The organism is Pseudomonas sp. R151218B TE3479, from assembly GCF_053629195.1.
In genome coordinates this window covers 4,095,677-4,118,238 of the sequence record NZ_JBRJHV010000001.1, presented here as the reverse complement: position 1 = coordinate 4,118,238, position 22,562 = coordinate 4,095,677, and the positions used below count along the sequence as shown (strand labels likewise).

Sequence of the window (22,562 nt, the reverse complement as noted above, 5' to 3'; positions counted from 1 at the left end):
TTCCGACCATTGGGCAAATAGGGACGGCATATTTCATGTATCGATCCGTATCGTTGCGCGCTGTGATGTGTTTAAGCACGCTGTTCCCGGCAGCCGTGTTGCAGGCGGCCCCGGACGCCGACATCGAGGCCCTGAAACAGGAACTTCTTGAGCTCAAGCAACGATACGAGGTCCAGCAGAAAGCCCTGGCGGTGCTCGAACAGCGGGTCCGCCAAGTGGAGGATCAACCCGCCGCGCCACAGCCCAAGCGCCTGGCCAAATCCCCGGCCGACATGAAAGGCAACCAGACCGTGGCCGGCAGCGGTGCGGCAGCCGGCGGCAGCGGCTATGGGCAATCCCTGGCCGATGATTCCCAGCCGGCCCAGAGTGTCTCCAACCTCTATGACGAGGCCAGCGGCTTCTTCGGCGGTGGCAAGTTCAGTTTCGAGACCGGCGTGACCTATTCGCGCTACGACACGCGGCAACTGATCCTCAACGGCTTCCTGGCCCTGGATTCGATTTTCCTGGGCAACATCAACCTCGACCGGATCAAGGCCGACACCTGGACGCTGGACCTCACCGGCCGCTATAACTTCGATAATCGCTGGCAGTTTGACCTTAACGTGCCAGTGGTCTACCGCGAATCCACGTATCAGTCAGGCGGCGCGAACAACGGCGCGGCCGGGGTCACCAGCGAAGAAACCGTGACCCGCGATCCCACCATCGGCGACGTCAACTTCGGCATCGCCTACAAGTTCATGGATGAGTCGATCAACTCTCCGGACGCGGTGGTCACCCTGCGGGTGAAGGCGCCCACCGGCAAGGACCCGTTTGGCATCAAGCTGCGCCAATCCCAGGCCAACACCAACCTGTTCGTGCCTGACGACCTGCCCACCGGCAACGGCGTGTGGTCGATCACGCCTGGGCTCTCGCTGGTCAAGACCTTCGACCCGGCGGTCCTGTTCGGTACCCTGTCCTACACCCATAACTTCGAAGAATCGTTCGACGACATCAGCTCCACAGTCAACCAGAAGGTACCGGGCAAAGTGCGGATCGGCGACAGCTTCCAGCTCGGTGCGGGCATCGCCTTTGCCTTGAACGAGAAAATGAGTATGTCGTTCTCGGTCTCTGACCTGATCCAAAAGAAAAGCAAGCTCAAACAGGACGGTGGCGACTGGGAGTCGGTGACCTCCAGCGACGCCAACGCCGGTTACTTCAACATCGGCATGACCGTCGCCGCATCCGACAACCTGACCATCGTGCCCAACCTGTCCATCGGGCTGACCGACGATGCGCCGGATTTCACCTTTAGCCTGAAATTCCCGTATTACTTCTGATGCCCTCAGGGGTATGTGATGGACACCTATCCCGAGGGCACTGCAAAACTACTGTGGGAGCGGGCTTGCTCGCGAAGGCGGTGTGTCAGTGACATGGATCAACCTGACACACCGCCTTCGCGAGCAAGCCCGCTCCCACAATGGGTTGTGTGTAGGCTTCTAGCGAATCTGATGCTTGTGGAGCAGACGATAGAACGTCGGCCGGGATACGCCCAGCACCCGGGCGGCCACGCTCAGGTTGTCGCTGTGCCGGTTGAGCACATCGCTCAAGGCCTGGCGCTCGGCGCGGGTCTTGTAATCCTCCAGCGTGCCCATCGGCGCCGCGACGCCCTGCTGGCTGGCCAGGCCGAGGTCCCGGGCTTCGATTTGCCGCCCTTCGGCCAGGACCAACCCGCGACGGACGCGGTTGGCTAACTCCCGCACATTCCCGGGCCAGTCGTGCATGCCCATCGCCACCAATGCATCCTCGCTGAAGCTGCGGGGGCGACGGCCGGTTTCCTGGCTGTAGAAATGGGAAAAATGACTGGCGAGCATCGCCAGATCGCCATGGCGTTCGCGCAAGGGCGCCATCGCCACTTGCAACACGTTCAGGCGGTAGTAGAGATCCTCGCGAAAACGCTTTTGCTCGATGGCCGCCTCAAGGTCCACATGGGTGGCCGCCAAGACCCGCACATCGACCGCAATCGGTTGGCTGCCCCCGACTCGCTCAATGTGCTTTTCCTGCAGAAAACGCAGCAGGTTGGCCTGCAATTCCAACGGCAGGTCGCCAATTTCATCGAGAAACAGCGTACCACCATGGGCCGCCTCGATCCGTCCGATCTTGCGTTGGTGCGCCCCCGTGAATGCGCCCTTTTCATGACCGAACAGCTCGGATTGGATCAGGTGCTCCGGAATCGCACCGCAGTTGATAGCAATGAACGGTTTGTTACGCCGATGAGACTGACAATGCAGGGTCCGCGCCACCAGCTCCTTGCCGGTGCCGCTCTCACCGCGAATCAACACCGGCGACTCGGCAGGCGCCAACTTGCTCAATAACTTGCGCAGTTCGCGGATCGGTTTGCTGTCGCCCAGCAGTTCATGTTCCGGCTGATCGATATGAATCGAGCCCTGCCCCCGCAGGCGCGCCATGCCAAACGCCCGGCCCAGGGTCACTTGGACCCTGGACACGTCGAACGGCAAGGTATGGAAGTCAAAAAACCATTCGCAGACAAAATCACCGACGTTTTGCAGGCGCAGCACTTCCTGGCTGAGCACGGCAATCCATTCGGTGCCACTGCGGCTGATCAACTCCTTGACCGCTTCCGGACGCTCCAGGTGAAAAGGCTGCAAGCGCAACAGGCCGACGTCACAGGTCCGATCGCCGGCGTGTTCGAGGGCGCAACTGTCCACGTCCCAGCCAATGGCGCGCAGACCTGGCAATAGGCGATGACAATCGTCGCAGGGATCAACCACGAGCAGACGACGTGACGTACTGGCTTCGACCATGACTGATCCTTGGCGCCAAAATAAAGAAATATGAGTAGAAACAGTCGTTTGGCAAACCTGCATGTAACAGTAGCAAGAAGTTGACGCCCCCTTGTATCAATTGATTATCGAGATCACCTCAAACTGGTTATAAGCGAGTGTTTCGTTAGTTGTCACAGGCGCTTTTCTTTCATGGCGCTTTCAAACAAAAGACCAAAAGCCTGGTCTGAAAGAAAATCGAAATTTATTTAAATAATGTGTGACCCGCCTACGGGTTCGGGACATCAGTACAAGTAACCAGCCGCACGGTACGCCCAACCGACGGCACATCATTTGTTTGGGCACACTTAAGAGAAAATGCCATGAACGCCCCGCTCCGTATCAACGAAGCTCTTTTGATTGCCGACCGCGCATTCCGTCCTTTCCAATGCGTGGCCTGGGCTCCACAAGACGGTAACGGTGAACTTAGCCTGACCGTCATCGACCGCACCAATACCCATATTGGCCGCACGCAGATTCCAAGCAGCGCCTATACCGACCCGGTCCAACTGGCCGATCTGTTGAAACAGGCCCGTGCCGAATTGAGCCAGGAAGGCTACACCTTGCAATCCTGGTCGATGCCTGAATAAAACGTCGGTAGAGCCTGTTATCGATTGCAGGCTTGGCATTGGGTTGTAAAGCCATTGTTATGGCACGCATCGCCCCTGTAACTGCAGTACCTGACAGTTGTGCATTGTCACATTCAGGGATTGAATGTTGCCCTCATGCAGTCATCGCCCCTTCGGGCCGGTCGACACGCAAGGAGAGGCAGGCATGCTCGATCAGTTCGCGTTTGTACTCCCCCAGGCCATGACCCGTGCCGGGCAACTTGACCCAGGCTTTGCCGCCAACGGCAAAGCCTGGGTTCATTTCGAAGACAGCACCTCGAGCCTGATCACCGGGTTGACCCTCGACCGTGCCGGCCGAATCCTGGTCGCGGCCAGGATAGAAACCGCCCATGGCAGCCGGTTCGGGTTGGCGCGACTCAACCACGACGGTTCGACCGATCCGGGTTTCGGCAGCCACGGCTGTGTGATCGGTGCGTTCGAACAGGGCTTCGAAGCGACGGCGGGCAAAGTGATCGAGCTGCCCGACGGGCATATCCTGCTGTCCGGCCTGCACTACGAAAACAACGAACACACCCTTCCCGCCCTGGCGCTGTTCGATCAACAGGGCCATGCCGTCGAGAGCTTCGGCAACGCTGGCCAACACATCATCCGGCTCTGCGGCCACCTCTCCCAAGGCCTGCGCGATCCCTGGCTACCGCCCGGCGTGCCGGGGCTCGAGGCCTGCGACATGCAAGTGCAGGCCGATGGCCGGATCCTCTTGCTCGCCAACCATCACTACCAATTGTCCGACCATGTCGGCGTACTGATCCGGCTCCTGCCGGACGGGACCCTGGATACCTCGTTCAACGGTCGCGGCTTCGTGATGGTCCGACGCGCGTTGAAAAATACCTGGCTCGGCTGCCTGATGCTCCAGGCTGACGGCCATATTGTCGTCGGCGGCGCCATTGACTTGCCCCAGCATGGCTTGATCGCCCGCTATGACAGCAGCGGCAAGCTCGATGACAGCTTCGGCGAAGAGGGTTTCCTGTCCATCCTGGCGCAGGGTCATAGCGTGATGGTCAGCCAGATCGTTCAGGATGCGAACGGCGATTTACAAGCCTTTGGCAGCAGCCGCGATCCGATGCATAGCCTATCCCTGAAGGTGCGCCGGGACGGCACGCCGGATCGTCATTGCAATCAGGGCCAGTGCCAGCTCATGGCGATCGGGCGCAACGCCAGCCAGTGGACCGCCGCCCAGCTTCAACCGGACGGCAAGCTGGTGACCGCTGGCGCGACCATCGGTGGTATCGAAGCCGACTTCGTGCTCGCCCGGCATTTGCCGGATGCCAGCCTCGATCCGGATTTCGGTGAAGGCAAGGGCTGGGTCCGCACGCGACTCGGCTACAGTCTGGACACCGCCACCGCCCTTGCGATGCAGGCTGATGGCAGAATCCTGGTGGGGGGCTACTCGCTCCAGGGGCATTATCGAGCGGTGATTGCGCGGTATTGGGCCTGAGTCAGGTCGTCGTAGGCGAACGGTATTCATGCCTACGCTTGATATTCCCCATTTGTTACGGCAAGTTGCGCGCTTCTAATTAAAAGGAGCAGCCAATGTCCGGTTCGATGGCTCAAGCTTTCGCGCACAACTTTCTTGGGCATTCCCCGCGCTGGTACAAGGCGTGCATCATCACCTTTCTGGTTCTCAACGCCGTGGTGCTGTGGACCCTCGGTCCGGTAGTCGCCGGCTGGATGCTGGTCGTGGAGTTCATCTTCACCCTCGCCATGGCCCTCAAATGCTACCCGCTGATGCCTGGTGGTCTGCTACTGGTCGAAGCCCTGCTGTTGGGCATGACCACACCCAAGGCGCTGTACGATGAATTGCTGCATAACTTCCCGGTCATCTTGCTGCTGATGTTCATGGTGGCCGGAATCTACTTCATGAAGGACCTGCTGCTGTTTCTGTTCTCGCGCCTGCTCCTGGGTGTGCGCTCCAAGGCGCTGTTGGCCTTGATGTTCTGCTTTCTCTCGGCATTTCTGTCGGCGTTCCTCGATGCCTTGACCGTCACGGCGGTGATCATCAGCGCCGCAGTGGGTTTTTATTCGGTGTACCACCGCGTGGCATCGGGCAACGATCCGCGCCAGGACAGCAGCGTCGACGAAGACCACGACTTGCCATCGCTGCATCATGGCGACCTGGACCAGTTCCGAGCGTTCCTGCGCAGCCTGCTGATGCATGGTGCCGTCGGCACGGCGCTGGGCGGCGTCTGCACCCTGGTAGGCGAACCGCAGAACCTGCTGATCGGCCATGAGATGGGCTGGCATTTCGCTGACTTTTTCCTGAAAGTCGCGCCGGTGTCGCTGCCGGTGCTCGCGGCCGGGCTAGTGACCTGTGTGGCCCTGGAAAAGCTGCGCTGGTTCGGTTACGGCACGCTGCTGCCGGACAACGTTCGCACCGTGCTGGCCGATTACGCTGAGCAGGACAATCGCGAGCGCACCGCACGCCAGCGCGCAGCCCTGATCGTCCAGGGTCTTGCCGCGCTTATCCTGATCGTCTGCCTGGCCCTGCACATTGCCGAAGTCGGCCTGATCGGCTTGATGGTCATCGTGTTGATTACCGCCTTCACCGGCATCACCGACGAACATCGACTGGGCAATGCGTTCAAGGACGCCATGCCGTTCACGTCGCTGCTGGTGGTGTTCTTTGCAGTGGTGGCGGTCATTCACGACCAGCAGTTGTTCACGCCGCTGATCCAGTGGGTTCTGGCTTTGCCCGCCGACCAGCAGCCCGGCATGCTGTTCATCGCCAACGGCCTGCTCTCGGCCATCAGCGATAACGTGTTCGTGGCGACCATCTACATCACCGAGGTCAAGCAGGCCTTCATCTCCGGCCACATGAGCCGCGAACAGTTCGAGACCCTGGCGGTGGCCATCAACACCGGCACCAACCTGCCGAGCGTCGCGACACCCAACGGCCAGGCTGCCTTCCTGTTCCTGCTGACCTCGGCGATTGCACCGCTGATTCGCCTGTCTTATGGCCGGATGGTCTGGATGGCCCTGCCCTACACGGTGGTGATGGGCGGTTTGGGCTGGTATGCGGTGACGTACTGGCTGTAACCCTTGTGGGAGCGAGCTTGCTCGCGATGAGGCAGCCAGCATTCATTCGAATGACAGACCGCTATCGCGAGCAAGCTCGCTCCCACAAGAGGTCGGGCGGTCTATCGCGGCAGGATGTACCGCTCGATCGCCAGGGCTGCGCCGTCTTCGGTAACGGCGGCGGTGACCACATCCGCCTGGCGCCTGATCGCCTCCTCCGCCTGGCCCATGGCAATCGACAATCCCGCCCGATGAAACATCGCCGGGTCGTTGCCACCGTCGCCCATGGCCGCGGTCTGCTCCAGCGGCACGTCGAGGAAGGCGGCCAGGGTCGACAGCGCTTCCCCTTTGTTCGCCTTCATCGCCGTCACATCCAGGTAGATCGGTTGCGAACGCGACACCTGGGCCTGGCCCTTGAGCAGCGGATGCAGCCGAGCCTCCAGCTCCACCAGCAGCTCGGTGTTGGCGCTGGTGGCGACGATCTTGTCGATCCGCTCCAGGTAAGGCTCGAAACTCTCGACTTCAACCGGCGGGTAGCCCAGGCCACGCGTCTCCACCGGCACCATCGGCCCGTGGGCGTCGCGTACCAGCCAGTCGCCATCGGCGAATACCCAGACTTCGATGCCCGGCTGATCGGCGTACAGCGCCAGTGTGGCCAATGCCGCCTCCGGCGGCAGGTAATGGACAGCGAGGAAGCTGCCGTCGGGATGAACCAGGGTGCCGCCGTTGAACGCCGCCGTGGGCAGGTCGACGCCCAGGGCCTCGATCTGCTGCAACATGGCCCGCGGCGGCCGCCCGGTGGCAAGGCTGAACAGCACACCGGCCTCACGCAATGAGCGAACCGCTTCGATGGTGCGCTGGTTGAGACTGTGATCAGGCAGCAGCAGTGTGCCGTCCATGTCGCTGAGTAAAAACCGGATGGGGCGCTTCACCAGATCACTCATCCCAGGCCATGCCAGACGCGATTGTCGCGGGTTAGCAAGTCATCGGCCGCCGCCGGGCCATCTTCGCCAGCCTTGTAGGGCTGGACCGTTGCGTCCTGCTGCCATGCATCGAGGAACGGTTGCACGGCGCGCCAGCCGTTTTCGATATTGTCGGCGCGCTGGAACAGAGTCTGGTCACCGGTCAGGCAATCGTAGATCAGGGTTTCGTAACCCGTGGACGGCTGCATTTCGAAGAAGTCCTTATAGGCAAAGCCCAATTCGATATTGGCCATGTCGAGCGCCGGCCCCGGCCGTTTGGCCAGCAGGTCGAACCACATGCCTTCATTGGGCTGAATCTGGATTCTCAGGTACGTGGGTTGCAGTTCGTCGACTTCAGTGTCGCGAAACTGCGCGTAAGGTGCCGGCTTGAAGCAGATGACGATCTCCGTGTCCCGCACGCTCATGCGCTTACCGGTACGCAAGTAGAACGGTACGCCCACCCAACGCCAGTTATCGATCATGACCTTGAGGGCCACGTACGTCTCGGTGTTGCTGTCGGCGGCGACGTTGGCTTCCTGGCGATAACCGGTCACCGCCTTGCCAGCGACCTCACCGGCGGTGTACTGGCCGCGGATCGAGTTGGCGCGGGCCTGTTCCACCGACCAGGGCCGGATCGCCCCGACGACCTTGGCCTTTTCCCCACGCACCGCGTCAGCCCCAAATGCCGCTGGCGGCTCCATGGCCACCATCGCCAGCAATTGGAACAGATGGTTGGGCACCATGTCCCGCAGGGCGCCGGTGTGTTCATAAAAACTGCCACGGGTTTCCACACCGACGGTTTCGGCGGCGGTGATTTGTACGTGGTCGATGTAGTGGTTGTTCCAGAACGCCTCGAACAGGCTGTTGGAGAAACGGCTGACCAGAATGTTCTGCACCGTCTCCTTGCCCAGGTAATGGTCGATACGATAGATCTGTTTCTCGCTCATGACCTTGAGCAGGCAGGCGTTCAGCGCTTCGGCGGTTTGCAGGTCGGAGCCGAACGGTTTTTCGATCACCACCCGCCGGAAAGCCCCCTGCTGCTCCTGAAGCAGCCCGGCCGCACCGAGGCGGCTGACCACTTCACTGAAAAAACGCGGCGCGGTCGCCAGGTAGAAGACCGCGTTGCCGGTGCCGCTGGCGGCGATTTTCGCCGCCAGCGCCTGGTAGGTGTCGTCATCGAGGAAATCACCCTGGACGTAGCTGATGCCTTGGGCCAGCTTGGCCCACAGCGCCGGATCGAGCGCGCGGTCGGCATCACCGCCCTTGCTCGCCGCTTCGTTACGGATGAAGTCTTCGAGCTTCTTGGCAAAATCCACATCGCTGATGGCGTTGTGGTCAACTCCGACGATGCGCAGCCCATCATCCAGCAGACCGTCGCGGCTGAGGTGGTAAAGCGCCGGCATGAGCAGCCGCTTGACCAGATCGCCATGGGCGCCGAACAGGAACAACGTAGTCGGCGGCGCGGGTTCTGCCTTGGATTTGCTGACGATCGAGGTCATTTCTTCGGCGTCTCCACGTGGCCGCCAAAGCCGAAGCGCATGGCCGAGAGCATTTTGTCGCCGTAGGTACTTTGCTGGCGCGAGCGGAAACGGGCGAACAGCGAGCTGGACAGGACCGGAACCGGCACCGCTTGCTCGATGGCGGCCTCGATGGTCCAGCGCCCTTCCCCACTGTCGGCGACTTCACCGGAAAAGCCGTCCAGTTTCGGATCGCTGGCCAACGCGTCCGCGGTCAAGTCCAGCAACCAGGACGACACCACGCTGCCGCGCCGCCAGACTTCGGCGATATCGGCGACATTCAGGTCAAAACGCTGCTCCGGGGGCAGGCTTTCGCTGGATTTGGTCTTGAGGATGTCGAAGCCCTCGGCGAAGGCCTGCATCATGCCGTATTCGATGCCGTTGTGGATCATCTTCACGAAATGCCCCGAACCCGCCGGGCCCGCGTGGATGTAGCCACGTTCGGCACGGTCATCGTCGGATTTGCGGTCACGGGTGCGCGGGATGTCGCCCATGCCCGGCGCCAGGCTGTCGAACAGCGGGTCCAGGCGCTTCACCACCTCGGCCTCGCCGCCAATCATCATGCAGTAACCGCGTTCCAGACCCCAGACACCGCCGGAGGTGCCGACATCGACGTAGCTCAGGCCTTTTTCCGACAGGGCCTGGGCGCGACGGATGTCGTCCTTGTAATACGTGTTACCGCCGTCAATGATCACATCGCCCGGTTCGAGCAGCTCGCTGAGGACATTGATGGTGTCTTCGGTGGGTGCGCCGGCCGGCAGCATGACCCAGACCGCCCGTGGTTTTTCCAGGCCGGCAACCAGCGCCTGCAGGTCCGCGACGCCCGTGGCGCCTTCCTGGCGCAGGTTTTCGACAAAAGCGGCATTGCGGTCATAGACGACGGTGGTGTGCCCATTGAGCATCAGGCGCCGCGCAATATTGCCGCCCATGCGGCCCAGTCCAATGATCCCGAGTTGCATGTGCTGATGCTCCCTACTACAAATAAAGGTGTGTCAAAGATTTAACACTATCGACTAATGGAGGTTAGTCCAGAGCATTGCTGCATAGTTTCCGGGTAATTCGAGCGACCACAAGGGATAACGCTCAAGATCCGGCCCAAGACACAGCCGACCATGAAAAATAAAAAAGTTCCAATCACAAGCAAAAGAAATCAGAATCGGCGCCGATAGTAGAGGTGTCGACCAAATCATGGCGACATCTCTATAGTTGATGTACGCCATTTGCGAGGTGAGCAATGGGCCCTGTCGTTACCGCACGTCCTCCCCAAACCCTTTATGTGACCATTCGTCGCGATGAATTGCGCCTACTCAAGGAAGAACGCGATCTGCTGCTCGATGAAGTGACGAAGTTGCGCATGCAGCTGCAACACGCACAGCTGTCCCACCAGAGCCAGTCCCTGGCTCGGTAACCGCCCCAGAGGCACAGCACCAGAAAAGTGGCACTGGCTCCAAGCCAGTGTCGCTGATACTCCCTCGCCGCAAGATGGGCACCTCGTCCTCTGTCTTGTCATCGCGGCCTTCCTTGCGTTTTGTATCCGAAAAACTCACAAAGTTTTCACAACCGGCTCGCAATACTCCCCGCCTTTAGGGTTGCTCGGCGCAGGCCTGCGGTCACCAATCCGGTGCTGGCAGCTTCGTCGATATAAGGCTGGAGCGCTTGATGAGCTTGTTCAAACGCAGCAAAACGACTGCGAAAGGTTTCGACTGGGCCGGACTCGGCTGGCTGTTTCTGTTCTTCTGGTACTTCTCGGGTATCACCCAACTGCTCATCCTGTTGAGCGACACCTCCGGTTTCACCGGCTTTCGCCAAGCGTTCGTGATGAGTGCGGTGTGGCTGGCGCCCCTGCTGCTCTTCCCCGCCCGTACACGCTTGCTCGCGGCATTGATTGGCGTGGTGCTGTGGGCCTGCTCCATGGCCAGCCTGGGCTACTTCTTCATTTACCAGCAGGAATTTTCCCAGAGCGTCATCTTCATCATGTTCGAATCGAACGTGTCTGAAGCCGGCGAGTACTTGACCCAATATTTTGCCTGGTGGATGGTGGCGGCGTTCCTGGCCCACACCGCCGTGGGTTATTGGCTCTGGTCCCGCCTGCGTCCGGTGTACCTGCCTCGGGGCCAGGCCATGGTCGCCGCAGCCGTCATCGTGCTCGCCGTGGTCGGTTATCCGCTGGTCAAGCAGACCCTGCGCACCGGCAGTTTCGCCGGTGGCCTGGAGAAATTCGAAGATCGCATCGAGCCGGCCGTGCCGTGGCAGATGCTGGTGGCCTATCGTCGCTACGGTGAACAGCTGGAAAACATGCAAGGCATGCTCCACAGCGCCAGCAAGATTGCTCCCCTGAGCAATCTCAAGGATGCAATGGCAGAACAGCCGGCCACCCTGGTACTGGTGATCGGCGAATCCACCAACCGCCAGCGCATGAGCCTGTACGGTTACCCGCGGGAAACCACGCCGGAGCTGGACAAGCTCAAGGACCAGCTTTCGGTGTTCGACAATGTCATCACCCCGCGCCCCTACACCATCGAAGCGCTGCAGCAGGTGCTGACGTTCGCCGACGAGGAGAATCCAGACCTGTACCTGAGTACGCCATCATTGGTGAGCATGATGAAGCAGGCCGGCTACAAGACCTTCTGGATCACCAACCAGCAGACCATGACCAAGCGCAACACCATGCTCACGACCTTTTCCCAACAGGCCGACGAGCAGGTGTACCTGAACAACAACCGCAACCAGAATGCCGCGCAGTACGATGGCGACGTGATCGAGCCGTTCAACAAGGCCTTGGGCGACAGTGCCCCGCGCAAGCTGATCGTGGTGCACCTGCTCGGCACCCACATGAGCTATCAGTACCGGTATCCGCCGACGTTCAACAAATTCACTGACCGCCAGGGCGTACCGGCGGGCCTGCGCGACGATCAGGTCCCGACCTACAACAGCTACGACAACGCCGTCCTGTACAACGACTTTGTCGTGTCGAGCCTGATCAAGGATTACGCCAAGACCGATCCCAACGGCTTCCTGCTATACCTCTCGGACCACGGCGAAGACGTGTTCGACTCGCCAGGACACGGCACGCTGGGTCGTAACGAAGGCAAACCGACCGCACCGATGTACACCATTCCCTTCATGGCCTGGGCTTCGCCCAAGTGGCGCGAAAACCATGACTGGAACTTTGCCGGCGACCTGTCACGGCCCTACAGCAGTTCACACCTGATCCACACCTGGGCGGACCTGGCCGGCTTGAGTTTTGACGAGCTGGACCACAGCAAGAGCCTGGTCAGCGATGACTTCAAGGCCCGCCCGCTGCTGATCGGCAACCCGTATCAAACCCCACGCAAGGCCCTGATCGACTTCAGCCTGATGCAGCCCAAGGCACCACTGGCCGAAGTCGTGCAGAAATAACCGAAACCGACCGGATGCCCGCTTTTACAGGGGCTTGATCCAGAACTGCATAGGGCCGTGGGCTGGATCGAACATGCCGGGGGCAAAGCCGAACTTGGCGTAGCTGCCCTGTGCCACGGCATTTTCCTGGAGCACTTCCAGGGTAATCTTGCAGCAACCGCGCTGGCGGCAAATATCCTCGACCTTCTGCAGCATCTTCTGGCTCAACCCGAGGCCGCGAAACTCCGGCATGACCGCCACGTCGTGGATATTCACCAACGGCCGGCAGGCAAAGGTTGAAAAACCTTCGAAACAATTGACCAGCCCCGCCGGCTCGCCGTTGACGAAAGCCAGCACGCTGAAAGCATGAGGACGCTTGGCCAGTTCTTCGGGCAGGTGCAACAGGACCTCGACCGGCAGCGGATGTCCTCCGCCCATCGGGTCCTGCGCATAGCCGTTGAGCACATGACAGATCGCTTCGGCGTGGACCGGGTTGGTATAGCTGGCTTGCAGAACAAGAATGTCCTTGGCTTCTTCCATGACCTTCCATCTCATTTCGGTAGTACCGGCGGCTCGATGCCGTCGGCGGGATACAGGTCAGGCTGGCTGACCGAAACGTTGCATTTGCATTTCCTGGAGGCGACTGAGCGTACGGCGAAACGGGAATTGCAGATAGCCCTCGGTGTACAACTCATCCATCGGCACCGCAGCCGAAAGGCACAGCGGTACCTTGCGGTCGTAGCATTCATCGACCAGGGCGATGAACCGCCGCACGCCGTCGTCGTGGACCGACAACTGCGGCAACTCACGGTCACCGGCCACGACCCGTTCAACGCCGTCCTCGGTACCACGGGCAATGCGCCCTTCGCGCTGTTCGGCGCTCAGACAGGGCACATCACTGAGCAGGATGACGCTGAAGCGGTCGCACAGCGCCATGAAATCCAACGCCGAGAACGGTTGCTCACACAGGTCGGCGTAACGGCTCCAGAGCACCGTATCGCTGGCCTGGACCGGTTCAAGCAGACGATGGCCCACGTCAATCGGCGCGCGGCTCGACACCTGCCCTGCGGTCAACAGGTTGAAGACATCGCCCAGCGGATCGGGCTGCCCGGGATCGCGCAGCCAATAACGCTGCTGCAATTGGCCTGGGTGCTGGCGATGGTCTTGCCAACCGTTCACCGGCACGATCTGCATGTGCTGCTTGATCGCGGTGATGGTCGGCAGGAAGCGCTCACGGTTGTGGCCGTTGGCATAGAGTTCTTCCGGTGGCAGGTTGGAGGTGCTCACCATCACCATGCCCAGCTCGAACATCACCTGGAACAAGCGCCCGAGGATAATCGCATCACCAATGTCGTTGACGAACAGCTCGTCGAAACACAATACCCGTACTTCTGCGCTCAACTCCCGGGCCAGGGCTTGCAAAGGATCGGGCGTGCCGGTGAGCTGGAACGAACGCTGGTGCACCCACGCCATGAAATGATGGAAGTGCTGACGGCGGGCCGGCACCTTGAGGCTTTCATAAAAGCGGTCCATCAGCCAGGTCTTGCCACGCCCCACCGGGCCCCAGAGATAAACGCCCTTGATCGACTTGCGCCCTTCATGCAACGCCTGGTGGCATTGCTCCAGCGCCATGATGGCCAGTTCCTGGGCCTCGTCCTGGACGAAGCCGTGGTGTTCGATGGCATGCTGCCAGGCAGTCAAGGGGGAGTCGGAAGTCATACGGCCCGGGTCCGGAAAACGAAGGTGGGGAGTATGCCATGGCGGGCGATTGCAGGAACCCTGCACAGAGCCGTGACGAAGGGGTTTATCTGTGGGAGCAAGGTCTTGTGGAAGCATGCCCTGTGGGAGCAAGGCTTGCCCGCGATGAACGATAACGCGGTTTGGCTGTTGGACCGCGGCGCGACTATCGCGGGCAAGCCTTGCTCCCACAAGCCTTGCTCCCACAGACCTGGGTACGGAACTTTAGATTGAGATATCCAACCGGCTGATCTTGCCCTGCTCATCGAGTCGAAAGGTATAACGCAACTCCAGCGGGCTGCCGGGGAATGTTCCGGAGATCAGGTTCTGCACCAGCACCTTGCCAGTGCGTTGCTGCACATTGAGGACTTCCACCCGCGGCTGGAATCGCTGGGCGGTGTCTTCCATCCATTGGGCGATGGCCTGGGTGCCAACGCGGTGCTGGCCTTCATCGAACACGTTGGCATCCTCGGCGAAAAAACGCGTCACCGCCGAACTGTCACGGGCATTGGCAGCCGCAATGTAGCCGGCGATGGCCGGGGCCAGGGAAGAGACGGGATTGGACATGGTACGGCTCCTTGTTTTATCGATCTGGCACCATGCTAGAACAGCGTTGTGTCAGTTTTTGTCAGGAGTGAAACGCCCGGTTTCGTCCAACTTCATCAACGCGAACCAGTCCCGCAACAAATCGCTGCGCCGGCCCGGATACCGCTCGCCCTGCTCGGTGGCCGAGGCAATCCGGTCGGTGCGAAAGGTGCGATAGGCGCCACGCAATTCGCACCAGGCCACCACCACCCGCGCCTCATTGAAAAAGCCCAGGGCCAGCGGCCAGATCAGGCGTTGACTCGGGGTCTTGTTGACGTCGGCGTAGTCGATGTGCAGCTTGGCCTGGGCACGAATGGCCTGGCGGTAGACATTCAGCTCCACGGTGTTCTGCGGATAGCCATAACCCGGTGGGCCAGGCAGTACCGTAGGGTTGCGCAACGCATCCCGCACGTCAGGGGCCAGCACTGCGGCAACCTTCGCCAGGGCGTCGGCGGCCGCCTTGCCCAGCACCTCGTCGGCGCGCTGATCCACGTAGCGCAAGCCCAGCACAATGGCTTCGATTTCATCGGCGGTGAACATCAGTGGCGGCAGGAACAGGCCGCTGCGCAATACATAACCAATGCCCGCCTCGCCCTGGATCGGCGCGCCGAGGGCCGTGAGCTCGGCAATGTCGCGGTACAAGGTGCGCTCGGATACCTTCAGCTCACCCGCCAACGTCGCAGCGGTGACCGGACAACGCTTGCCTCGCAAGACTTGCAGCAAAGTGAGCAGCCGAGTGGTACGCGACACGATGGACTGTCCGCAAAGAAAAAGATGACGCAGATTAGCAGAGGCTGGTGTCAGAAACTGTCAGGAGCCCCCCTTACTATCCAATCGCTGTGGCATGGGCTTTTGTGGCGAGGGAACTTGCTCCCGCTGGGCTGCGTAGCGGCCCCAAGCTTCTGCGGTTGCTGTGCAACCGAGCGGGAGCAAGCTCCCTCGCCACAAAAGCGCCCTATCCAAGGGTTCGTGGGTTGCCGTGGGGCACCTGTGGGGTATCGTGCTCAATCGCTTCCGGTTTTTATTCTTTGAGAGTCAATCCATGCGCAGAATCCTTGGCCTTTCCGTATTCCTGATCCTGCTCAGCCTCAACGCCTGTGCCCTCTTCCCGCACCGTGACCCGCTGAACATCAACGTGGTCGGCATCGAACCGCTGCCCAACCAGGGCCTGGAGGTGCGCTTCGCCGTGAAGCTGCGTGTGCAGAACCCCAACGAAACGACCATCGACTACAACGGCGTGGCGCTGGACCTGGAGGTCAACGGCCGTACGCTGGCGACCGGGGTCAGTGACCAGACCGGCTCGATCCCGCGCTTTTCCGAAGCGATCCTGAGCGTCCCGGTGAGCATTTCGGCGTTTTCCGTGCTGCGCCAGACTCTGGGCCTGAGCCAGACCCAAAGCCTGGACAACCTGCCCTATGTGCTCAAGGGCAAACTCGCCGGCGGCGTGTTCGGCACCATGCGCTTCGTCGACCGCGGGACCCTCGAACTACCGGGCTCCGCGGCGACGTGGTGAATCATGCCATGAAACGCACGCCAGGCTTGGCGCGCTCGTCCACCACCAGTTCGAACACATCCGGCCTGGCGTAGTGGCCGACCACGTCATAGTCGTAGCGCGCCCGCACCAGGTCATCGGTATCGATTTCGGCGGTCAGTAGCCCGGCGGTGTCTTTCAACGGCCCGGCGAGCACATCGCCCATGGGCCCGATAATCACGCTGCCACCGGCAATCAACGGCCGCTCGGCCGGCCAGTGCGCGACGTCGATACCCAGCGCCTGCGGCGAGGCCTGGACCTGACAGGCACTGACCACAAAACAACGCCCTTCGTGGGCGATATGCCGCATGGTCACCTGCCACATCTCCCGCTCATCCACCGTTGGCGCACACCAGACATCCACTCCCTTGGCGTACATCGCGGTGCGCAGCAGCGGCATCATGTTTTCCCAGCACATCGCCGCGCCAACCCGGCCAACCTGGCTGTCGATCACCGGCAAGGTCGAACCATCGCCTTTGCCCCAGATCAGCCGCTCGGTGCCGGTGGGCATCAACTTGCGGTGCCGGGCCACCAGGCCCGCATCGGGTTCGAAATACAGCGCGGTGCAGTACAGGGTGCTGCCGACCCGCTCGATGACACCCAGCACCAGGCTCGCCCCCGTACGCGTCGACAGCCCGGCCAGCGCTTCGGTTTCCACGCCGGGCACATCAATGGCATTGGCAAAATAGCGGGCGAACGCTTCACGCCCCTCCGGCAGCCGGTAACCCAGTCGCGTCCCGAACCCCTCGCCCTTGGGATAGCCACCGAGCAACGCTTCAGGCATCACCACCAGGCGTGCGCCGGCTTGGCAAATGGCATCTTCGTAGGAAAGAATCTGCGCCAGGGTCTCGCCCTTGCCGCCAGGCAACGAACCGATCTGCAGGGCAGCCACAATGGATTTGGGCATGGTTTTCAACTCCTTGGTCATCAGGTGTTGCTGATTCTCAAGGAGCGGCCGATCATGAATAAAGCCCCGAATGCTGCTAAATGATATGAGCCTCATGAATATCGGCGACATCGACCTCAATCTGCTCAAGACTTTCGAAGCCCTGCATGACGAATCCAGCGCCAGCCGCGCCGCCGTGCGCCTGGGGGTGACCCAGTCGGCCATCAGCGCCGCATTGCGCAGGCTTCGCGGGTTATATGACGATCAATTATTCGTACGCACGGGCCGGGGTCTGGCGCCGACGCTGCGGGCCAACCAGTTGAAGCCGGTGATCAGCGAAGCCTTGGACAAATGTCGCCAGAGCTTGGCGATGGTCGATCCAGATGCCAGCCATTATGACGGCCGCTCGGTCATCGTCGGGCTGTCGGATGATTTCGAGATTGCCCATGGGCGGCGCCTGATCGACGAAGTGGCCCGACGTGCGCCAGGCCTGCGCTTGATTTTCCGTCAGACCCACAGCCAGATCGTCGGCAGGGCCTTGATGGAGCGCGATCTCGACCTGGCGATCACGGCGGGTGGTTTCGCGCAGCGGTTGCTCAGCCGCCAGGTGTTGGGTGAAGGCGATTACGCCTGCCTGTTGGACGCGGCAAGCCTGGCGCAAGGACAGCAATCCCTCAGCCTGGAGGCGTTCGTGGCCCGCGAGCATCTGCTGGTATCTTCGGGGGGCTTCATCGGCATCACCGACGAAGGACTGGCCGGGCTTGGCCTGAGTCGGCGAGTCTGTGCCTCGACCACCCATTTTGCCGCGCTGCCATTCCTGCTCAAGGGCAGCCAGGCCGTAGCGACGATTCCGGCCCACGCCGCCCGGGCCATCGCCGACCTCAGCGGCCTGGCCTTGCTGCCCTGCCCCCTGGCCTTGCCCCGCTACCCCATCGAACTGGGCTGGCGGACCCACACGCAAATGGATCCGGCAATGCTCAAGGTGCGCGAGGCCATTAGCGCGACGTTTGCCTGAGGTTTACTTGTTGGCGGCCATCAGTCGATTGACTTCACTGCGCACCATGTTGGCGTATTCCGGCGGCGACATGCCGTCCAGTTCGGCACGCACCCACTCGGCCCACTTGCCCTTGCGTTTGGAGCGCTCGCCGAACAGGCGGGCGGCATCGCCCTTGGCCTTGCCCAGGTTGTTTTGCCACAGTTCAAAGAGTCGGGATTTTTCGTCTTCCAGCGCGGCGCGCTCGGCCAGGGGCTTGTCAGCCAGATTGAAGCTCATGGGAATTACCTGTTGCGTAAATAGGCGCCATCTTACACCTTGCAGGGAAACGTCTTAACCACGATTTGCGATGGACTGCCCTGCCAAGGCCAAGCGCTGCAACTTTTTAACCGGCGCGGCACTCCATTGTTCAATGCCATCATCCACACAAGGAGTATTTCCATGGCCCGTAAAGGCACCGTGCAAGCGAACGGAGAGCAAATCAAGGATCAGGCCTTCAGCGAATTGACGGCGCTGATTGAAGAATCGGAAAAGCTGCTCAAAAGCAGTGCCTCGCTGGTGGGCGAAGAGGCCGAAAACCTGCGAGACCAGATATCCCAGAAACTGCAACAGGCGCGCGACTCGGTCACCAGCGCCCGGGAACGTACCCGTCCCATGGTCGATGCCACTGAGGTCTATATTGGCGGCCACCCCTGGCAGACCGTGGCGATTTCAGCGGGGTTCGGGCTGGTGGTGGGTTTGCTGCTGGGACGGCGTTAAACAATAGCAACCAGCCCCCGGACCTGATGTGAGAGCGAGCTTGCTCGTTCCCACAGGGGATTGATAGTGTCTGCGATGCTGTGAACGCCTCAAAAAATGTGGGAGCGAGCTTGCTCGCGATGACGGTGTATCAGGCAACATCTCTGCTGCCGAACCACCGCCATCGCGAGCAAGCTCGCTCCCACAGGGACTTGCGGTTGCCTTAAACGGCGGCCCCCCCCCGCAGGATCGACGCATCCTCTCCTCGGTACAACGCCTCCACCTTCCCCGCCCGCCACTGCAACACCGCCCGTTGGTTGATCGACCCCTTATCGGTGATTTCACCACGGTCGATGGACGCCGGTTCATCGAGCAAGGCTATCCACTCCATGCGACTGGCGTTGCCGCTGGCTTCGCGGTTCAGGCGTTGCAGCCAGTCGGCGAACCATTGGCGTACCGGCGGACTGGCGAGGACCTGGGCATCGCTGGCATCCGCGCCCAGGCCTGACAGGCGCCGGCATTCAGCAAGTCGTGGAAACACCAGCGCGCCCAGGCACTCGCGATCCGGTGCGGTGATCACCAGGTCCTGGACGTAGGGTGTACCTTCCAGCACCGCCCGGTTACGCAACGGTCCGACGCTGACAAAGACACCGGAAGACAATTTGAAGTCCTCGGCGATCCGCCCGTCGAACATCAGCCCCAGTTGCGGATTGCTGGCATCGGCCAGTTTGATCGCATCCCCCGAGCAATAGAAACCGTCCTCGTCGAACACTTCGGCAGTCTGCTGCGGCGAACGCCAGTAGCCAGGCATGATGTGCGGCCCGCGAAAACGCCCTTCGAACTTGCCGTCCACCGGCACCAGCCGGACCTCGCAGCCGGGCGCCGGAAGACCGATGTAGCCGGCCATGGACAAGGGCCCGGTGGTGAAGGTGCAGGACGGCGACGCTTCGGTCATGCCCAGGCCCGCCATCATGCGGATACGTTCGCCACAATGCTGCTCGGCGACCTTGTCGAGCCGGTCCCAGGTACTTTGGGACAAGCCCGCCGCGGCAAAGAAGAACAGACTGATGCGCTTGAAGAAACGCTCGCGCAATTCACCGTCCTGCTCCAAGGCGCTGACCAGTTCTTCCCACCCCTTGGGTACGGTCAGGTAGGCGGTGGGCGAAATTTCCTTGAGGTTGCGCAGGGTCTCGGCGAAGCCCTGGGCGGTGGGTTTGCCGTCGTCCAGGTAGAACGTGCCGCCGTTGTACAGCACGATGCCGACGTTGTGGCTGCCGCCGAACGTGTGGTTCCACGGTAGCCAGTCCACCAGCACCGGCGGCGCCTCACCGAACACCGGAAAGGTTTGCAGCAGCATCTGCTGATTGGCACACAACATACGCTGGGTGGTGATCACGGCCTTGGGCAGCCTGGTGGAGCCCGAGGTAAACAGGAACTTGGCGATGCTATCCGGGCCGGTGGCGGCGAACGCCTGCTCGGCCTGCGCGCCGCCGGGTTGGGCCAACAGGCTGGCGAAGCTTGTCCTGGACCGGCCCGCCATCTCGCCGCGCACTGTGATCAAGGGAACGTTCGCCGGCAATACGGCATTGATCGCTCGTTCGAACGGGGCGGCTTCGCTGACAAACACCAACCCCGGCTGCAACAGATCGCAGACGTGGCGCAGCTTGGCGAAATCCTGGGACAGCAATGAATATGCCGGCGACACCGGGCAGTAGGGAATGCCGGCGTACATCGCGCCGAGGGCCATTTGCAGGTGTTCGATGTCGTTGCCGGAAAGCAGCGCCAAGGGTTTTTCCGCTGACAAACCGTAACCGAGCAGGCTCTGGGCGATGGCCCGGACACTGTCGAGCATCTGCGCATAGCTGACCCGACGCCAGTCACCGCCCGCTTCACGGGCCGCGATAAACGTCTGCTGCGGGCGCACCTCGGCCCAGTGCACCAGGCGCTCGAGCAAACGCGCCGGCAGCGGGGCCAGGGGTTCCAGGGAGCGCATGTGCAAAATGCCGCGCTCTTCCCGGACTTCGACGGCAGGATGACCAATCGACACCTGGCGATAACGCCCGGCCTCGGGTCGGGAGGACGATCTGGACTCGGAACTCACGTACATTTCCTCCACCAAGGCACGCTCGGGTCGCGATGCGAGCGGAGCGTGGCAGCGCAGGGCTGCGGCCTTGTCATTGTTATTCTGGCCTGCATCCGGGCGGCGGCTTTCGAGGCTCGACCGCCCATGATGCGATGGGTTTCAGATTGGGTAATGCCGGGGGCCGTTCTGCAAGGTCACCCAACGCAATTGGGTGAAATGCTCGATGGACGCCTTGCCGCCAAAGCTGCCATAACCACTGGACTTGACGCCGCCGAAGGGCATCTGCGCCTCGTCGTGCACGGTCGGCCCGTTGATGTGGCAAATGCCCGACTCGACCCGCTGGGCCAAGGCCAACGCGCGGGTGGTATCGCGGCTGAAGATGGCAGCCGACAGGCCGAACTCGGAATCGTTGGCCAGGCGCAACAGCGCTTCATCGCCCTCACCGCGCAACAGCACCGCTACTGGTCCGAAGGATTCTTCGCGGTACAGGCGCATCTGCGCAGTGACACCGTCGAGCAAGGTCGGCTGCAGGATGCTGCCTTCCAACTGGCCACCGGTGACCAGCGTTGCGCCTTTGGCCAAGGCATCGTCTATCAGCCCCTTGATGCGCTGGCCGGCACTGGCATCGACCAACGAGCCCAGCACCGAATCGCCCGCTGCCGGATCACCGGCACGCAAGGTGGCGATCTTGGCGGTCAGCTTGGCGATGAACGCATCCGCCACGCGGGCATCGACGATCAATCGCTCGGTGGACATGCAGATCTGGCCCTGGTTGAAGTAGGCCCCGAAGGCTGCCGCTTGCACGGCTGCGTCCAGATCGGCGTCGTCCAGTACCAGCAACGGCGCCTTGCCGCCCAGTTCCAGCAACGCTGGTTTGAGATGGCGCGCCGACAGTTCGCCGACGATGCGTCCGACGTGGGTCGAACCGGTGAAATTGACCCTGCGCACCGCTGGGCTGGCGATCAACCGCTCGACAATGGCCGGCGCATCCGCCGGTGCGTTACAGATCACGTTGACCACACCGTCACCCAGCCCGGCGTCCTGCAACACCTGGCCGATCAGCCGGTGCACCGCCGGGCTGATCTCGGAAGCCTTGAGCACCACGGTGTTACCGCAAGCCAGGGGCATGGCGATGGCGCGGGTGGCGAGGATCACCGGGGCGTTCCAGGGCGCGATGCCCAGCACGACGCCACAGGGCTGACGCAGGGCCATGGCGAAACTGCCTGGCACGTCGGAAGGAATGATTTCGCCGTTGATCTGGGTGGTCATGGACGCCGCTTCGCGCAGCATGTTCGCCGCCAAGTGCACGTTGAAACCGTACCAGTTGGCCATGGCGCCAGTCTCGCCGGCCGCGGCGATAAACTCGCCACTGCGGGCCTGCAACTGCTCGGCGGCACGCAACAGACGCGTGCGGCGTTCGTTAGGTGCCAACGCAGCCCAGGCGGGAAACGCCGCTTGGGCTGCGGCCACGGCGGCATCGGCATCTTCCAGGGTGGCGGCGGCCACACGAGACACCACTTCACCGGTCACCGGGTTGCAGCGCTCGAAGGTCCGGCCGTCGCGGGCCGGGCACGACTGGCCGCCAATCAACAGGGGCACGTCCAGCATGGTGATTCCTCTTTATTATCTTTATCGGGAATACGTTCACAGTAGCGCCGAGGGCCTTGGGCGAACAGCCCGCGGACGCACGA

The 22,562-nt window shown here is 61.6% G+C and carries 21 protein-coding genes; 9 read left to right on the top strand and 12 right to left on the bottom strand.

What is annotated here, in order from left to right; genetic code table 11:
• Positions 1 to 35: 35 nt before the first annotated feature.
• Entirely contained in the window at positions 36 to 1,316 is a 1,281-nt protein-coding gene (locus AB7M32_RS17740) for a hypothetical protein (RefSeq protein ID WP_454250761.1), read from the top strand.
• A 159-nt stretch (positions 1,317 to 1,475) separates the two neighbouring features.
• On the opposite strand, the gene AB7M32_RS17735 is transcribed toward AB7M32_RS17740, so the two are convergent.
• A complete protein-coding gene (locus AB7M32_RS17735) occupies positions 1,476 to 2,801 on the bottom strand; it encodes a sigma-54 dependent transcriptional regulator (protein WP_072405459.1) in 1,326 nt (441 codons plus the stop codon).
• A 341-nt stretch (positions 2,802 to 3,142) separates the two neighbouring features.
• Between AB7M32_RS17735 and AB7M32_RS17730 the strand changes: the two genes are divergently transcribed.
• The 3 genes from AB7M32_RS17730 (at position 3,143) to nhaB (ending at position 6,481) form a co-directional block, all read left to right on the top strand.
• Positions 3,143 to 3,409: a hypothetical protein gene (locus AB7M32_RS17730; RefSeq protein ID WP_013693488.1), complete on the top strand. Its 267-nt coding sequence runs from the start codon at positions 3,143 to 3,145 to the stop codon at positions 3,407 to 3,409.
• 184 nt (positions 3,410 to 3,593) lie between these two features.
• Entirely contained in the window at positions 3,594 to 4,883 is a 1,290-nt protein-coding gene (locus tag AB7M32_RS17725) for a hypothetical protein (RefSeq protein ID WP_454250760.1), read from the top strand.
• 95 nt (positions 4,884 to 4,978) lie between these two features.
• Positions 4,979 to 6,481, top strand: coding sequence for a sodium/proton antiporter NhaB (nhaB, locus tag AB7M32_RS17720; protein ID WP_454250759.1), 1,503 nt, complete (start codon positions 4,979 to 4,981; stop codon positions 6,479 to 6,481).
• 101 nt (positions 6,482 to 6,582) lie between these two features.
• Here nhaB and AB7M32_RS17715 read toward each other — a convergent pair whose 3' ends face one another.
• From AB7M32_RS17715 to gnd, 3 genes are read right to left on the bottom strand one after another with little or no spacing between them, the layout of a single operon-like run.
• The gene (locus AB7M32_RS17715; RefSeq protein WP_454250758.1) at positions 6,583 to 7,404 is read right to left on the bottom strand and encodes an HAD family hydrolase; all 822 of its coding nucleotides are present in this window, start codon (positions 7,402 to 7,404) and stop codon (positions 6,583 to 6,585) included.
• Entirely contained in the window at positions 7,401 to 8,921 is a 1,521-nt protein-coding gene (gene zwf, locus AB7M32_RS17710; RefSeq protein ID WP_454250757.1) for a glucose-6-phosphate dehydrogenase, read from the bottom strand. The genes AB7M32_RS17715 and zwf overlap by 4 nt, the downstream gene beginning before the upstream one ends.
• On the bottom strand, positions 8,918 to 9,922 hold the full coding sequence (gene gnd, locus AB7M32_RS17705) for a phosphogluconate dehydrogenase (NAD(+)-dependent, decarboxylating) (RefSeq protein ID WP_454252158.1): 1,005 nt from the start codon (positions 9,920 to 9,922) through the stop codon (positions 8,918 to 8,920). Before gnd ends, zwf begins: the two co-directional genes overlap by 4 nt.
• A gap of 251 nt (positions 9,923 to 10,173) precedes the next feature.
• Between gnd and AB7M32_RS17700 the strand changes: the two genes are divergently transcribed.
• Together AB7M32_RS17700 and AB7M32_RS17695 are read left to right on the top strand one after the other, a co-directional pair.
• On the top strand, positions 10,174 to 10,347 hold the full coding sequence (locus tag AB7M32_RS17700; RefSeq protein ID WP_454250756.1) for a DUF6026 family protein: 174 nt from the start codon (positions 10,174 to 10,176) through the stop codon (positions 10,345 to 10,347).
• A gap of 251 nt (positions 10,348 to 10,598) precedes the next feature.
• The gene (locus tag AB7M32_RS17695) at positions 10,599 to 12,338 is read left to right on the top strand and encodes a phosphoethanolamine transferase CptA (protein ID WP_454250755.1); all 1,740 of its coding nucleotides are present in this window, start codon (positions 10,599 to 10,601) and stop codon (positions 12,336 to 12,338) included.
• A gap of 24 nt (positions 12,339 to 12,362) precedes the next feature.
• Here AB7M32_RS17695 and AB7M32_RS17690 read toward each other — a convergent pair whose 3' ends face one another.
• From AB7M32_RS17690 to AB7M32_RS17675, 4 genes are all read right to left on the bottom strand, one after another.
• The gene (locus tag AB7M32_RS17690) at positions 12,363 to 12,857 is read right to left on the bottom strand and encodes a GNAT family N-acetyltransferase (protein WP_454252157.1); all 495 of its coding nucleotides are present in this window, start codon (positions 12,855 to 12,857) and stop codon (positions 12,363 to 12,365) included.
• A gap of 57 nt (positions 12,858 to 12,914) precedes the next feature.
• Entirely contained in the window at positions 12,915 to 14,036 is a 1,122-nt protein-coding gene (zapE, locus tag AB7M32_RS17685) for a cell division protein ZapE (protein ID WP_454250754.1), read from the bottom strand.
• A 243-nt stretch (positions 14,037 to 14,279) separates the two neighbouring features.
• On the bottom strand, positions 14,280 to 14,621 hold the full coding sequence (locus tag AB7M32_RS17680) for a nuclear transport factor 2 family protein (protein ID WP_003202401.1): 342 nt from the start codon (positions 14,619 to 14,621) through the stop codon (positions 14,280 to 14,282).
• A 51-nt stretch (positions 14,622 to 14,672) separates the two neighbouring features.
• A complete protein-coding gene (locus tag AB7M32_RS17675) occupies positions 14,673 to 15,389 on the bottom strand; it encodes a helix-turn-helix transcriptional regulator (protein WP_454250753.1) in 717 nt (238 codons plus the stop codon).
• Between the two features lie 292 nt (positions 15,390 to 15,681).
• On the opposite strand from AB7M32_RS17675, the gene AB7M32_RS17670 reads away from it, so the two are divergent.
• Positions 15,682 to 16,152 carry an LEA type 2 family protein gene (locus AB7M32_RS17670; RefSeq protein ID WP_454250752.1) on the top strand — a complete coding sequence of 157 codons (471 nt, stop codon included), beginning with the start codon at positions 15,682 to 15,684 and terminating at the stop codon, positions 16,150 to 16,152.
• A 1-nt stretch (position 16,153) separates the two neighbouring features.
• Here AB7M32_RS17670 and AB7M32_RS17665 read toward each other — a convergent pair whose 3' ends face one another.
• Positions 16,154 to 17,077: a carbon-nitrogen hydrolase family protein gene (locus AB7M32_RS17665; protein ID WP_454250751.1), complete on the bottom strand. Its 924-nt coding sequence runs from the start codon at positions 17,075 to 17,077 to the stop codon at positions 16,154 to 16,156.
• Between the two features lie 85 nt (positions 17,078 to 17,162).
• Between AB7M32_RS17665 and AB7M32_RS17660 the strand changes: the two genes are divergently transcribed.
• A complete protein-coding gene (locus AB7M32_RS17660; protein WP_454252156.1) occupies positions 17,163 to 18,071 on the top strand; it encodes a LysR substrate-binding domain-containing protein in 909 nt (302 codons plus the stop codon).
• Positions 18,072 to 18,074: 3 nt separating this feature from the next.
• Here AB7M32_RS17660 and AB7M32_RS17655 read toward each other — a convergent pair whose 3' ends face one another.
• Positions 18,075 to 18,329 (bottom strand): hypothetical protein, encoded by a 255-nt coding sequence (locus AB7M32_RS17655; protein ID WP_003181187.1) that lies wholly within the window; start codon positions 18,327 to 18,329, stop codon positions 18,075 to 18,077.
• Between the two features lie 162 nt (positions 18,330 to 18,491).
• Between AB7M32_RS17655 and AB7M32_RS17650 the strand changes: the two genes are divergently transcribed.
• Positions 18,492 to 18,809, top strand: a complete 318-nt coding sequence (locus AB7M32_RS17650) for a DUF883 family protein (protein WP_072405449.1) — start codon at positions 18,492 to 18,494, stop codon at positions 18,807 to 18,809.
• 202 nt (positions 18,810 to 19,011) lie between these two features.
• Here AB7M32_RS17650 and AB7M32_RS17645 read toward each other — a convergent pair whose 3' ends face one another.
• Together AB7M32_RS17645 and AB7M32_RS17640 are read right to left on the bottom strand one after the other, a co-directional pair.
• Positions 19,012 to 20,889, bottom strand: a complete 1,878-nt coding sequence (locus tag AB7M32_RS17645) for a feruloyl-CoA synthase (protein WP_454250750.1) — start codon at positions 20,887 to 20,889, stop codon at positions 19,012 to 19,014.
• Positions 20,890 to 21,030: 141 nt separating this feature from the next.
• Positions 21,031 to 22,479, bottom strand: coding sequence for an aldehyde dehydrogenase (locus tag AB7M32_RS17640; RefSeq protein WP_454250749.1), 1,449 nt, complete (start codon positions 22,477 to 22,479; stop codon positions 21,031 to 21,033).
• Positions 22,480 to 22,562 lie beyond the last annotated feature (83 nt).

Coding starts and splice junctions, on each gene's coding strand:
- AB7M32_RS17740 (WP_454250761.1), top strand. CDS start 36: ATGTATCGATCCGTATCGTTGCGCGCTGTGATGTGTTTAAGCACGCTG.
- AB7M32_RS17735 (WP_072405459.1), bottom strand. CDS start 2,801: ATGGTCGAAGCCAGTACGTCACGTCGTCTGCTCGTGGTTGATCCCTGC.
- AB7M32_RS17730 (WP_013693488.1), top strand. CDS start 3,143: ATGAACGCCCCGCTCCGTATCAACGAAGCTCTTTTGATTGCCGACCGC.
- AB7M32_RS17725 (WP_454250760.1), top strand. CDS start 3,594: ATGCTCGATCAGTTCGCGTTTGTACTCCCCCAGGCCATGACCCGTGCC.
- nhaB (WP_454250759.1), top strand. CDS start 4,979: ATGTCCGGTTCGATGGCTCAAGCTTTCGCGCACAACTTTCTTGGGCAT.
- AB7M32_RS17715 (WP_454250758.1), bottom strand. CDS start 7,404: ATGAGTGATCTGGTGAAGCGCCCCATCCGGTTTTTACTCAGCGACATG.
- zwf (WP_454250757.1), bottom strand. CDS start 8,921: ATGACCTCGATCGTCAGCAAATCCAAGGCAGAACCCGCGCCGCCGACT.
- AB7M32_RS17700 (WP_454250756.1), top strand. CDS start 10,174: ATGGGCCCTGTCGTTACCGCACGTCCTCCCCAAACCCTTTATGTGACC.
- AB7M32_RS17695 (WP_454250755.1), top strand. CDS start 10,599: ATGAGCTTGTTCAAACGCAGCAAAACGACTGCGAAAGGTTTCGACTGG.
- AB7M32_RS17690 (WP_454252157.1), bottom strand. CDS start 12,857: ATGGAAGAAGCCAAGGACATTCTTGTTCTGCAAGCCAGCTATACCAAC.
- zapE (WP_454250754.1), bottom strand. CDS start 14,036: ATGACTTCCGACTCCCCCTTGACTGCCTGGCAGCATGCCATCGAACAC.
- AB7M32_RS17680 (WP_003202401.1), bottom strand. CDS start 14,621: ATGTCCAATCCCGTCTCTTCCCTGGCCCCGGCCATCGCCGGCTACATT.
- AB7M32_RS17670 (WP_454250752.1), top strand. CDS start 15,682: ATGCGCAGAATCCTTGGCCTTTCCGTATTCCTGATCCTGCTCAGCCTC.
- AB7M32_RS17665 (WP_454250751.1), bottom strand. CDS start 17,077: ATGCCCAAATCCATTGTGGCTGCCCTGCAGATCGGTTCGTTGCCTGGC.
- AB7M32_RS17660 (WP_454252156.1), top strand. CDS start 17,163: ATGAGCCTCATGAATATCGGCGACATCGACCTCAATCTGCTCAAGACT.
- AB7M32_RS17655 (WP_003181187.1), bottom strand. CDS start 18,329: ATGAGCTTCAATCTGGCTGACAAGCCCCTGGCCGAGCGCGCCGCGCTG.
- AB7M32_RS17650 (WP_072405449.1), top strand. CDS start 18,492: ATGGCCCGTAAAGGCACCGTGCAAGCGAACGGAGAGCAAATCAAGGAT.
- AB7M32_RS17640 (WP_454250749.1), bottom strand. CDS start 22,479: ATGCTGGACGTGCCCCTGTTGATTGGCGGCCAGTCGTGCCCGGCCCGC.